10 protein-coding genes are annotated in these 12,697 nt (G+C 58.3%); 7 read left to right on the plus strand and 3 right to left on the minus strand.

Annotation, left to right across the window (positions count from 1 at the left end; translation table 11 throughout):
- Positions 1–481 precede the first annotated feature (481 nt).
- Both KSY82_RS04230 and KSY82_RS04235 read right to left on the minus strand, forming a co-directional pair.
- On the minus strand, positions 482–1,843 hold the full coding sequence (locus tag KSY82_RS04230; RefSeq protein ID WP_217750322.1) for an ATP-binding protein: 1,362 nt from the start codon (positions 1,841–1,843) through the stop codon (positions 482–484).
- Positions 1,844–1,884: 41 nt separating this feature from the next.
- A complete protein-coding gene (locus KSY82_RS04235; protein ID WP_161160075.1) occupies positions 1,885–2,100 on the minus strand; it encodes a hypothetical protein in 216 nt (71 codons plus the stop codon).
- Between the two features lie 435 nt (positions 2,101–2,535).
- Here KSY82_RS04235 and arcC point away from each other — a divergent pair, with 435 nt between their 5' ends.
- From arcC to KSY82_RS04265, 6 genes are all read left to right on the plus strand, one after another.
- Complete coding sequence (gene arcC, locus KSY82_RS04240) at positions 2,536–3,498, plus strand: carbamate kinase (protein WP_006235166.1); 963 nt, start codon at positions 2,536–2,538, stop codon at positions 3,496–3,498.
- A gap of 355 nt (positions 3,499–3,853) precedes the next feature.
- On the plus strand, positions 3,854–5,749 hold the full coding sequence (locus tag KSY82_RS04245; RefSeq protein WP_217750323.1) for a BglG family transcription antiterminator: 1,896 nt from the start codon (positions 3,854–3,856) through the stop codon (positions 5,747–5,749).
- Positions 5,750–5,868: 119 nt separating this feature from the next.
- Positions 5,869–6,195, plus strand: coding sequence for a PTS lactose/cellobiose transporter subunit IIA (locus KSY82_RS04250; protein ID WP_117757821.1), 327 nt, complete (start codon positions 5,869–5,871; stop codon positions 6,193–6,195).
- A 46-nt stretch (positions 6,196–6,241) separates the two neighbouring features.
- Complete coding sequence (locus KSY82_RS04255) at positions 6,242–6,535, plus strand: PTS sugar transporter subunit IIB (RefSeq protein WP_117648560.1); 294 nt, start codon at positions 6,242–6,244, stop codon at positions 6,533–6,535.
- Positions 6,536–6,544: 9 nt separating this feature from the next.
- Entirely contained in the window at positions 6,545–7,894 is a 1,350-nt protein-coding gene (locus KSY82_RS04260) for a PTS sugar transporter subunit IIC (protein WP_195361524.1), read from the plus strand.
- A 1-nt stretch (position 7,895) separates the two neighbouring features.
- Positions 7,896–9,350, plus strand: a complete 1,455-nt coding sequence (locus KSY82_RS04265; RefSeq protein ID WP_117776360.1) for a family 1 glycosylhydrolase — start codon at positions 7,896–7,898, stop codon at positions 9,348–9,350.
- A gap of 453 nt (positions 9,351–9,803) precedes the next feature.
- On the opposite strand, the gene KSY82_RS04270 is transcribed toward KSY82_RS04265, so the two are convergent.
- The gene (locus KSY82_RS04270) at positions 9,804–10,805 is read right to left on the minus strand and encodes a C39 family peptidase (RefSeq protein ID WP_217750324.1); all 1,002 of its coding nucleotides are present in this window, start codon (positions 10,803–10,805) and stop codon (positions 9,804–9,806) included.
- Between the two features lie 354 nt (positions 10,806–11,159).
- Here KSY82_RS04270 and KSY82_RS04275 point away from each other — a divergent pair, with 354 nt between their 5' ends.
- Positions 11,160–12,611 (plus strand): APC family permease, encoded by a 1,452-nt coding sequence (locus tag KSY82_RS04275; RefSeq protein ID WP_217750325.1) that lies wholly within the window; start codon positions 11,160–11,162, stop codon positions 12,609–12,611.
- Positions 12,612–12,697 lie beyond the last annotated feature (86 nt).

Below are 12,697 nucleotides of genomic sequence, written 5' to 3' on the forward strand. Positions count from 1 at the left end.
CGGGTATCGATTCGTTTTGCATGTCTCGCTCCGTTCTTTCCGTGCTCGCCTGGACCGGGCAGACGGCACACTGACGGGGCGCGATAGAATGCGGTTGTTCGGGTCCGCGGTATCGCTCCATGCTCCTATTAGGTCATGCGGCGGTCTCGGCTCGCCGCGGCCCGCGCGGGACATGTCAGGAAACGAGGGCAGCCCTGTGGGCGCCAGCGGAATGTGGGGTCACCGCGCGGTCCGCATCTGATGGTGTCGACGTCAATGGTATACGGGTGCATCATCGACGTCTTCAATACAGAAAATATCAGTGCGGAATGTCCGCGAAGGTCAGCCCTCAGATCCTGCTACGACTACGTCCTCGGATTGTGGGGCTGCATGAGGGACGTGGTTGTGGGGGCCTTTTGTCCCCGTCGCTGTTTCGCGGCGCGGCCGCGAAACCACGCGTTACTTTGGTTATGGAGGGGGCTTGGTTGTTGGTTTAGATGATCTAGAGAGATATGGGTGCAAATGAGAAATCGTTGTTGGGGTCGTCCTTTTCCATAAACTCATCGAGGCAGAATGTCATATAGATTGGAACGTACAGGATCTTGCCCTCTTCGCTAAGGTTTTCGTGGCTCAGCACAACGGCCTCGGGAATCTTGTACTCGCCCACACTCATCAGGCGATCGAGGGCCGCATGTGCTCGAACTTTCTTGCCCGATTTGACTTCGATTGGGACAACATGTCCTCGGGCGCCTTCGATTACAAAGTCGACTTCACCGACCTCACGTGTTTGGTAGTACCACGTATCTGCTCCGAGGGCAACAAGCTCCTGCGCGACCACGTTTTCATAGAGACCGCCGAGGTTGGGGGTTTTCATATCTAGATATACAGCGCGTGCCGTGCTACCGGGATATCGCGATGCGAGCATTCCTGTATCGGACTCGTATAGTTTGAAGGCGGCTGCCTTCTCTGTCCTCTTAAGAGGACTCCGGGCCTCCGTCACCTGGGGGACCATCAATCCAACGCCTGCGTTCACCAGCCATAGGAAATCCTGCTCGTATTTTTGAAGACGAGCTCCCTCGCCTAGAGACGAGACGATAAAGCGATGGGACTCCGCCTCAAGCTGAACGGGAATTTGCTCGAAAATGGAGCGAACGTTAAACGCTCGAGTCGATGCATATTTAGAGATATCGCTTTTGTACTGATCGACTAGCTGAATTTGAAGCACACGCGTTCTCACGAGCGAATAGCCCGAATCGATATAGTTCTGAACGACCTCTGGCATGCCGCCGCAAACGATATAGGCTCTAAAGTTTTTGAGCATCGCCTCATGAATATAGTTTTCGACGGGACGTCTCTCGACAAGGCAGCTGCGAATGTCTGCAAGCACATTCTCGCTGATGCTGTTTGCCCAACAGAACTCTTCAAAATCCATCGGTCGCATAACAATGTGCTCGACATACCCCACCGGAAAAGAAGAGATCCCCTTAAACTCAGTCCCAAGCATAGACCCCGAGAAGACATAGCTAAAGCGTCCGTCCTCGACCAGCGCCTTCATAAGTGTAACGATCTGCGGATACTCCTGAATCTCATCGACGAAGATAAGCGTGTCTCCTTCAACAAGCGGTGCATCCGCAAGAAGGGCCACACGGTTGATGAAGTCAATGGAGTTCTTAGCGCCAACAAGTACGTCTCTTGCCTCGGCATCGAGTAGCAGATTGACCTCATAATACGAAGCGTAGTTGCTCTTTCCAAACGCGCGAATTGCATAGCTCTTGCCAATCTGACGCGCGCCAGTAACAAGCAACGCTTTATTGGATTTGTTCTTCCAGCTCAAAAGCCTGTCAGTGACCTTACGGCGTAGCATTAAAACCCCTCAATGACAAAAATTGGCAAATAGATTTGACCCTAATCATACAAAAATTGGCAGATAGATTTGACCCAAATCATACAAAAATTGGCAAATAGCAAAGCTCGCTTAGGCCTCAAAGCCAGCGAGCCAGCACGGTACTTTGCGAAAAGGCTGGCAGCGCCGTTGTTGAGGGTGGCCAGGTTGGCAGTGGCGCCGTTAGCGTTCTCGGCTGCTTGGGCGCGCAGGAGCGAAAGGGCGTCGGCAGCGTTCATGCAGAAGCCGACGGTAAAGTTCCATACTGCGAACTCGCAGTCGCTTGCCGCGGGGTGAAGCGCGATCGGCTATCCCTTATGTTGGATGAAAAGCCCCATGTTTTTGCAGGGATGCATACTCGTCAAATTAATGTATAGAATCGCGTATAGTGCGAGTAAGATATTGCGCTGTCCGTTTTGTGTTTAGCAAAGATATAGTTTGCATAATCTGGTCTAATCCCTGCTCTATTTAAATAAAGTTGCACGTAAATGGCGTAGATATACCTGAACTGGGCTTCTTTACGCTGAGCGGGTAAAATCGACCGTTCGCCGCTTAGGTATTTCCAAAATGAATAAAATGAGCGATAAAGAGAATATAAACCCTAATAAACTCGCGTATCGCACGGACGCGGGTTATTAATGGGTTGTAGGCCTTTTACAGAAAGGATTCCAGCAATGTCTAAGCCTCTTGGCAAGCCCGATCGTATTGTCGTCGCCCTCGGCGGCAACGCCCTCGGCAACAACCCCGTCGAGCAGATCGAGGCCGTGAGCAACACCGCCCACGCTCTCCTCGGCCTCATCGAGCAGGGCAACGAGATCATCATCACCCACGGCAACGGCCCGCAGGTCGGCATGATCCAGAACGCCTTCGCCGCCGCCCACGACGCCATCGGCACCCCCGAGATGCCGCTGCCCGAGTGCGGCGCCATGTCCCAGGGCTACATCGGCTATCACCTGCAGCAGGGCATCGGCCGCGAGATGCACAAGCGCTACAAGCGTTGGCACGCCGCCACCGTCGTCACCCAGATCGAGTGCGATCCCGACGATCCCGCGTTCAAGAACCCGACCAAGCCGATCGGCCCCTTCTACACCGAGGAGCAGGCCAAGGAGTTCATGGCCGAGGATCCCTCCAAGGTCTTCGTCGAGGATTCCGGCCGCGGCTGGCGTCGCGTCGTCGCCTCCCCCGATCCCAAGAAGATCGTCGAGGCCGACTCCATCCTCAACCTGCTCGACAACGAGTTCATCGTCATCGCCTGCGGTGGCGGCGGCATCCCCGTCGTCCGCGACTACGAGAACAAGGGCTGCTACAAGGGCGTTCCCGCCGTCATCGACAAGGACCTGGGCGGCGAGCTGCTGGCCGAGGACTGCGACGCCGACGTCCTGTTCCTGCTGACCGCCGTCGAGCACGTCGCCATCAACTTTGGCAAGCCCAACCAGGAGGAGCTCGAGGACCTCACCGCCGACGAGGCCGAGCGCCTGGCCGACGAGGGTCAGTTCGGCAAGGGTTCCATGGAGCCCAAGGTCCGCGCCGCCATCAAGTTCGCCCGCTCCCGCAAGGGCCGCACCTGCATCATCGGCGCCCTGGACAAGGCCGCCGAGACCATGGCCGGCCTCTCCGGTACCCGCATCCACGAGTAGCCCCTACTCCGTTGCCTCTCCCGTGGGCGCCAGGCAAAGCGCCCACAAACTAGCCTCTCTTCATGAGCCCCGCGGTCCGCTCCGACTGCGGGGCTTTTGCTATTCACCTAGTCATTGGGGACGTTCTTAAACGACTAGTCAAACAAGAACGTCCACAACGACTACTCATTTAAGTCTGTCCCCAATGACTGCGGAAAGCGCATCTCACACCGGCACATGGCTTTCGGGTCCTTTCTCCGTGCTCCCTATAAGTTCGGCTGGACTCCCCGCAACCTGTTCCGAGTTGGCGGAACGAGCGCGACGTGGAGTGTCATTCTTTACCGCGTTAGACTAGACGCAGGGAAAGGAGGAGGACATGGATGCTCGCGTCAAGCAGCTTGTAAATATGATCGAGGACGCTCAGCCTGTCGCTATCGCGGTACTTGCCAAGCGTCTCGAGGTAAGCGAGCGCGCCGTGAGAAACTATATCCATCGCGCAAACGACAACCTTGCAGGGGTTGCACGCATCGTTGGCAGCAAGGGGCAGTATCGTATCGATGTTGCACGTGCAGATGAGCTTGCTCGCTTGCTAGACGGTGCGGCTCAGGCCCATCCGGGCATTCCTGATACGCGCGACGGCCGTGTGTCCTTCCTTCTTAACGACCTCCTCATGCGGTCCCAGTGGGTGACGATTGAGGAGTATGCGGATTTACTCTACGTTTCGGCGCGAACTCTGTCCAATGACATGCGTCTGGTAGAGCAGAAACTCGCCCAATTTGACTTAACGCTCGAAAAGCGCCCACGCTACGGAATCCGCGTTGCGGGCGGGGAGTCGCAACGGCGCCTGTGCCTGGCCTCGCTGGTGAGGCCCGTGTTGCCCGACACCGACGATGCAAAGCTCGCCGAGCGCCTGCGGGCCATCGCCGCATGTGTGGACGATGCCCTGACGGCCTCGCCCGTCACGGTGAGCTCGCTGGCATCCCGCAATCTCATCATGCATCTTTACATTGCTCTTGGCCGCATCGAGCAGGGCTGCTATGTCCCAGCTGCAGAATCGGACGTTCAAAAACTGGAGGGAACGCGCGAATACGCCGCGGCTTTCCAGATTGCCGCAAACATCAAGGATGCCCTGGGCGTGAGCATACCCCGAGAAGAGGTTGCCTTTATCGCAATCCATTTGCTCGGCAGGGGCACGGGCGTGCCCGAGAAGGGCTCTGCCGTTATCTCGGACGAGATGTGGGAGATTGCTTCCGAGATGGTACGTGCGGTCAACGATGAGTTTAGGTTTGACTTTAGCGGCGATCTTGAACTTCGCATGAACCTTGCTCGGCATATCGGCCCTCTGGGCTATCGCCTTGAATATCACATGCATATGGATAACCCCATGCTGCCCGATATCAAGACGAGGTTTCCGTTGGCCTATTCGATGGCAGCTGGCACCTCGCAGGTACTCGAGCGTCATTTTGGCAGCCAGCCCTCTGATGAAGAGCTCGGCTACATCGCCATGGCATTTGCCCTGGCCCTCGAGCAGCAAGCCGACCAGCCGCGTCGCAAACGCATCCTGATCGTGTGCGCCTCGGGAGCGGGAAGCGCCCGTATGCTCGAGCACCAGTACCGCAAGCAGTTTGGCATGTATATCGATTCGATTGAGACATGCGATGTCGCCCGCGTGGGAACGTTCGATTTTTCGCATATCGACTACGTGTTCACAACGGTGCCGCTCAACGTCAAGTTGCCCGTGCCCGTCCGCGAGGCCGATTTCTTCTTGGAGACGAGCGATGTCAACGCTATCCGCAAGGTGCTGAGCGACGACACTGCGCAATCGGACTCCGTGAGCTCTTTCTTTAGCCGTGCCCTGTTCTTCAACCGCGTTGAGGCGTCGTCGAAGCAGGCCGTTCTCCGATATCTCTCCGAGCGCGCCGTCGAGAGCGGCCGTGTCGATGCCCAGTTTGCCCAAGAGGTCGCCGAGCGCGAGAGCGCGAGCGCCACCTCGTTTGGCAATGGGGTAGCCATGCCCCATGGGATGCATCCCTTGAGCGCCGAGGCCTTTGTTACCGTGGGCCTGCTCGAACATCCCATTCTTTGGGACGAATACGGCCATGAGGTCGATATCGTCTTTATGGTGTCGTTTGCCCGGTCGGGCGGCGATGAGGCGCGGATCTTGAGCTCACTGCTCGCCGAGATCTTTATGGACCGCCAGGGGGTCGAGCGCCTACGCGAGCGCCGGTCCTGGCATGAGCTGATGGCGCTTGTGCAAGCGCATACGGCTTAAGACTTCTTTTGTCGATGACCCTGTCAGTCTACCTGCAATAAACCTCGAGGATTGCGGGCGGGAGATAGGCGTTTCGAATATTCAAGTACAAACCAAACATCACGGGAGAGGAGACCGTTATGGACGATCAGGGAACCGAGATGGTTTCGTTTCAGCTGGTCGCTGCAGCGGGAGAGGCACGCAGCCTTGCCTTCGAAGCCCTTGAAAAGGCAAAGGCGGGGGATTTTGACGCCGCCGCCAAACTCATGAAGCAGTCAAAGGATGCGGGAATCAAGGCTCACCACATCCAAACGCAGCTGCTTTCGACTGAGGCAGCGGGCGAGCATCTGTCGGTGGATGTGTTGCTGGTCCATGCTCAGGACCACCTCATGTGCTCCATGCTTGCTCAGGAGCTCGTGCAGGAGCTGATCTGCCTGTATGAGCGCACTGCAACCAAGAACGCCTAGCGGCGTGCGGTGACTATCCAACCAATCAATGCGAAGGGAATCCCTTATGAAGATCCTTCTTGTTTGCGCAGCTGGTCTGTCTACAAGCATTCTGATGAAGAAACTCGAGAAATATGCGGAGCAAAACGGCATCGAGCTCGATATCGATGCGGTGGGTATCGGCGAGTATCAGGAGACGTGCGCCAATTATGACGTGCTGCTCTTGGGGCCGCAGGTGTCCTACCAGCTCAACACCGTCAAGCAGGGGAGCGGTAAGCCGACCGCGGTCATCCCCGCACAGGACTACGGCATGGGCAACGCCGCCAACGTGCTGGCACTCGCCCAGTCGCTGTTGGGTTAGGAGGCAACCATGGAGAAGTTCATGACCCTGCTTCAGGAAAAACTGACCCCTATCGCCAATTTCTGCGGCACCGAGCGCCACTTTGCCTCCATGCAAAAGGGCTTTATGAGCGCGATCAGCTTCATCTTGGTATCTGCCGTCTTTATGATCCTCGCCAACCCGCCGGTCACGGCCGACCTGGTGGCGCAGGGCGGGTTCTGGTCCGTCTTTGGCCCTTGGCTCGATTTTGCCACGGCCAATAAGCTCACGCTGCTCATTCCCTTCAACATGACGATGGGCATACTGTCGGTGATCGTGACGTTCGCAATCGCCTATAACCTGGCGGGCACCTACAAGATGCCCAAGCTTAACGCCGGTATGACCTCGCTGGTGATGTTCCTGATCGCCGCGGCGCCGTCGTCCTACTACCAGCTTGCTGACGAGTCCGTGCTCCAGGCGGTCCCCTGCACCTATCTGGGTGCGCAGGGCCTGTTTACCGCCATCATCGTTGCCTTGGTCTCCGTCGAGGTCACGCGCTTCTGCCAGACCAAGGGCATCACCATCAAGATGCCCGATGGCGTGCCGCCGTTTTTGTCCGAAACCTTTGGCGCCATCGTACCTATGCTCGCCAACATCCTCATCTTCTTTGGCGGCAACCTGCTGATCCAGATGATCGATCCCGCGCTGTCCATCCCCTCGGTTATCGAGAAGCTGCTCGCTGCCCCGCTTTCCGTCGCAGTTGACTCTGTGCCCGGCGCACTGCTTATCTGCTTCATGACGCTGCTGTTTTGGTGCTTTGGCGTCCACGGCAACATGATCGTAATGCCCATCACCGCCCCGGTCACGCTTGCCGCCTTTGCCGCCAACGCCTCGCTCTATGCTGCCGGGCAGCCGCTTGAGTTCCACCCGGCGCTCATGTCGTTGGCCATCAACCTCATCGGCGGCACGGGTAATACGTTCTCTTTTGTGGCGCTCTGCGCGTTTAGGGCAAAGTCGCAGCAGCTCAAGGCATTTGGCAGGGCATCGATCGTGCCGAGCTTCTTCCGTATCTCCGAGCCCGCGATCTTCGGCGCGCCCATCATCTTCAACCCGATCCTCATGATTCCGTTTGTGCTAGGCGGCATGATCTCGGCCCTGCTGTATTGGGGTGCGGTCTCACTGGGTCTTGTCTCTAACTTCTACATCTTGGTGAGCGGCACGTTCCCCATCTTCGTTCAGGGCTTTGTCCAGTGCCTCGACCCGCGCATCTGGGTGTTTACGATCGTTTTGATCGTGGTCATGGCTGTGGTCTGGTACCCGTTCTTTAAGGTGTACGATAACCAGCTCCTGGCTCAGGAGCAGGAGAACGCCGCGGCAGCTTCTGCCGAGGATGCTGAGTAGCATGAGTTACTTTGACAGAACGTCTGCCGCCGGTATGCCCGAGGGCTTTTTGTGGGGTGGTGCCCTCGCCGCCAACCAGGCCGAAGGGGGCTGGAACGAGGGCGGCCGCGGCATGTCGCACTCCGACCTGATCCCACAGGGTTCCGACCGCTGGGATGTAATGTTTGGCAGGCAAAAGCCCGTGGACGATCCGGACAGGCTGTATCCATGCCGCTGGGGCAACGACTTCTTCCATCATTGGCACGAGGATGTCGAGCTCTTTGCCGAGATGGGCTTTAAGTGCCTGCGTCTTTCAATTTGCTGGAGCCGTATTTTTCCCACAGGGATGGAGACCGAGCCCAACGGCGAGGGCTTGGAGTTTTACCGTCAGGTATTCGAGGCGCTGCGCGAGCATGGAATCGAGCCGCTTGTGACGCTGTCGCACTACGACTATCCGTTGGCTCTGGTCGAGCGCTATGGTGGCTGGCAAAGCCGAGAGATGATCGAGCGGTATGCGCACTACGTCGAGACCGTCGGACGCGCGTACCAGGGCCTCGTGCGTTATTGGCTTACGTTCAACGAGATCAACAGCGTGGCGCTGTCCTATCTCAACGCGGGTGTCACGCTCGAGGATGAGCGTGACCGTGCAGCCGTGACCGCGGCGTTCTCGCACCATATGTTTATGGCGAGCGCTCGCGCTGTCGAGATTCTGCACAAGATCGATCCCGCAAACAAGGTGGGTTGCATGGTCGCTGCCGGTGCGACCTATCCGTACCGTTGTGCGCCCGAGGACGTATGGCTTGCGTATGAGGAGGACCGCGGCCGCTACTTCTACACAGACGTGATGGCTGCGGGCGCCTATCCTGCTTGGAAGCTGCGTGCACTCGAGAAAGAGGGTGTTCACGTGCCCTTTGAGCCGGGCGATACGGAGTATCTGGCAGAGCATACGGTCGACTTCATCTCGTTCTCGTACTATTGCTCGCGCTTGGTGTGCGCCGATGATCAGGTGATCGCCGAGAAGGCGGAGGGCAACGTGTTCCCGACGTTGCGCAATCCGTACCTCAAGGATAAAGAGACTGCCTGGAAGTGGCAGATCGATGCGCTGGGTTTGCGCGTGACGCTTGCCGGCTACCACGATCGTTACCATCTTCCGCTCTTTATCGCCGAGAACGGTGTGGGCGGACTCGATGCGCTGGAAGACGGCAAAGTCCACGATGCGTATCATATTGATTACCTGCGAAGGCATATTCTTGCGCTGCGCGATGCAATTGTCGAGGACGGTGTTGACCTGATGGGATACACGCCGTGGGGCTGTATCGATTTGGTGTCGGCCTCGACGGGGCAGATGAAGAAGCGCTATGGCTTTGTTTATGTTGATGCCGATGATACGGGCAAAGGCACGTTCGATCGCTACCGAAAGGACAGCTTCTGCTGGTACCAAAAGGTCATTGCATCAAATGGCGAGGACTTGAGTTAACTCTTGCAGGTCTGTTGCCCCCGCGGTCCGCTTCGGCCGCAGGGGCTTTTGTTATTGAGGCGGCTGTTCATGAGGAGCATTGCAGGCTGCGGAAACCCGGCACTTGGGGACGTTCCTTTCCTGCCGGCAGCTTGGGACAGTCCTTAAAGGCCGCATCGATCAACTGCGGAAAGCACATCCCAGAATGAGCGTCCAACATGGGGTGCGGTTTCCCTTGAGGCCCTCAATCGGAAAATGCATCCCGGATTTTTGTCGAAAAGCGGTCCCTAGTTTCCCAAACGGGCCGCTAACGGAAAGCGCATCCCGCTATTGGGCCCCAAAGCAGGATGCGCTTTCCGTGCTGGCAGTTCCAAGCAGTTCGGGATGGCCCTTTTCGTTTGCTCTCGGCCGGCGTCCGTAAGACTGTCCCCGACGACCACTCATTTAAGTCTGTCCCCAATGAGTGCCCAATGACTAGTAGTAGGCCCACATGGCTTCGACTTCGTTGAGGACCTCTACGACGCCCCAGCGTCGGGCGCTGCGGCTGGCCGAGTTGGGATCGTAGACGCCAATCTGGTCGGCATCGTCGATGCCGTAGAGCACGATGTAGTGGCCTACGTTGGTAAACGTACCGGGGCGCACTGCGGCGATGACGGGCGCACCCGAGCGAAGTGCTTGAGTAATCGATTCGCGATCGTTATAGAGCTGTGTTCCGTTGAGCCCCAGCTGCCACGCACCGCCTGTCATAAACGACCACTCGGTGGCACCAGTGGGGGCGTAGTTGCCGGCTTCGGCCAGCGCGCATATATCGACCGGCGTCTTATCGGTATGGCCGGTCTTAAAGATATAGACCATGGTGAGGCAGGTAGGACCGCAAGCGTTTTCGCGAATAGTGCCACCGGCATAGGGCAGCTCCGACCATGCGGGGTCAATTTGGTAGATGTGGGGCATGGCGCCGGCCTGCCATTGCGAGCGTGGGGTCGAGAACGCAAAGGAGTAACCGGGCGCGACGGGAGCTTTAAGCAGCTTGTCTTCGGCAGTGGGCTCAAGACCGGCTGATCCGTGGGAGATACAGGATCCCAAAAACACAAAGACGAGGCAGGCGGCGATGGAGCAAAGCGTAAGGCGTAGGCGGCGGGCCGGAAGCGCGTGGCTTGTGGCGTGCGACGCAGGGTGAGGGGCGGAATTGCCGCGATCGCGTTGAGGTCGCGAAAAGGAACGCTTGACGTAGTAGTCGGTCTTACGGCGATCGTAGCGGCGTGGCTGCGATGTGTCGGTCTGACGTTGGCGTGTGCTCGTACTCACGCGGTCTGACTGCTGCACGGTACGGCTTTGTTGCCGCGAAGAAGCCCCGGGCTGCTCTTGGGGGCGCTGCGGGTTGTCGTTGTCGGAGGTGCTTCTGGGCGTTGGTGTGGTGCGGCCGGCAAGGCGCACGCTTTGTGGCCGTTGGTCGCCGTCATTGTATCCGTATGCCATTCGAATCACCTTGCCTCATGTGTAACTTGTCTATCCTACATAAAAAGATGCACGACACATGGGCATGTGCGCCAAAAGCCTGACAAATGGTATGAACGTTGCCGCGCCGCGCGCCAAGCGCCACGGCAACAGGTATTCAAAAGCAGACAAGATGAAAGCGTCCAAGACGAATGACGTCTCCCGCCGTTCGTCCCAAAAACGGTGCCGCTCGTTTTGCAGTTCTGCCTTCGGTCGAGCTGCGAGCGGCGCTGCTGCGCCAAGGCCGTATCTTAAAGCCATGGAATAAAAGCGCGCGGCAAAACGGACCGCGCAAGGGGTGACGCCAAGGGCGTCAAACAGGAAAGGAGGGGAACAATGGCGGACAAGAACGCAGAAGTTGCAGTCGAGGATAACGGCGGCATGAAGAAAACGCTTTCGCTCTGGAACTTCTTCACCATCGGTTTCGGTGCCATCATCGGTACCGGTTGGGTTCTGCAGGTCGGCGACTGGATGGTCGTGGGCGGCGGTCCCGTTCCCGCTATGATCGCATTCCTCTTGGGTGCAATCTTCCTCGTGCCCGTCGGAGCTGTTTTCGGTGAGCTCACGGCTGCTATCCCCATCTCGGGCGGCATCGTCGAGTATGTCGATCGTAGCTTTGGCCGTACGCTGAGCTACATCACCGGATGGCTTTTGGCCCTGGGCAACGGCATCCTGTGCCCGTGGGAGGCCATCGCCATTTCGACCCTCGTGTCCGAGATGTTCGGCAGCCTGCCCGGCCTTGAGTGGCTGCGCGCCGTCAAGCTCTACACCATACTGGGGGCCGACGTCTACCTGTTCCCGACGCTGATCGCGCTCGGCTTTGCAGTCTACGTCATCTTCCTCAACTTCCGCGGCGCCAGCTCGGCTGCCAAACTCCAGGCCTTCCTGACCAAGGCCCTGCTCTGCGGCATGCTGCTCGCCATGGGCGTCTCGCTGTTCACCGGCTCGCCGGACAACGCCATGCCCGTGTTCTCCCAGGTCGCCGGCGCTGGCGGCGGCAAGGCCGCTACCGAGAGCACCAGCCTGTTCGCCGGCATCGTGTCGGTCTTGGTTCTGACTCCGTTCTTCTACGCCGGCTTCGACACCATTCCTCAGCAGGCTGAGGAAGCAGCCGAGGGCCTCAACTGGAACAAGTTCGGCAAGATCATCTCCCTGGCACTGCTGGCCGCCGGCGGCTTCTACATGGTCTGTATCTACTCGTTCGGCACCATCCTCGACTGGCATGAGTTCGTTAAGAGCCCGGTTCCCGCGCTCGCCTGCCTCAAGGGCATCAACATGCTCCTGTACCTGGCCATGCTCGTCATCGCCACGCTTGGACCCATGGGCCCGATGAACTCCTTCTACGGCGCAACGAGCCGCATCATGCTCGCCATGGGCCGCAAGGGCCAGCTGCCCGAGAAGTTCGCCGAGGTCGACCCCAAGTCCGGCGCTCCCAAGCTCGCCTGCGTTGTTCTGGGCGTCATCACCGTCGTCGGTCCGTTCCTGGGCAAGAACATGCTTATCCCTCTGACCAACGTGTCGGCTCTCGCCTTCATCTTCTCCTGCGGCATGGTCGCCCTCGCCTGCCTGCGCATGCGCTTCACCGAGCCCGACCTGCCTCGTCCCTACGAGGTGCCCGGTGGCAAGTTTGGCATCTCCCTCGCTATCGCTGCCTGCGCCATCATCATCGGCCTGCTTGTGATTCCGTTCTCTCCCGCCTCCCTCAACATGGTGGAGTGGAGCATCGTGATCGGCTGGTTGGCTATTGGCCTGGCCCTCATGGCTTTCACCAATTCCCGCAAAAAGTAACGCCGAGCCGGGGCGGATCAGGTGCGCGGGACCCTCTCTTCCGCGCGCCGAACCCGGCGCCACTTGGGTAGCTTTGTGAGGCCTTA

It is taken from the genome of Collinsella aerofaciens (assembly GCF_019131995.1).
Lineage (GTDB): Bacteria > Actinomycetota > Coriobacteriia > Coriobacteriales > Coriobacteriaceae > Collinsella > Collinsella aerofaciens_S.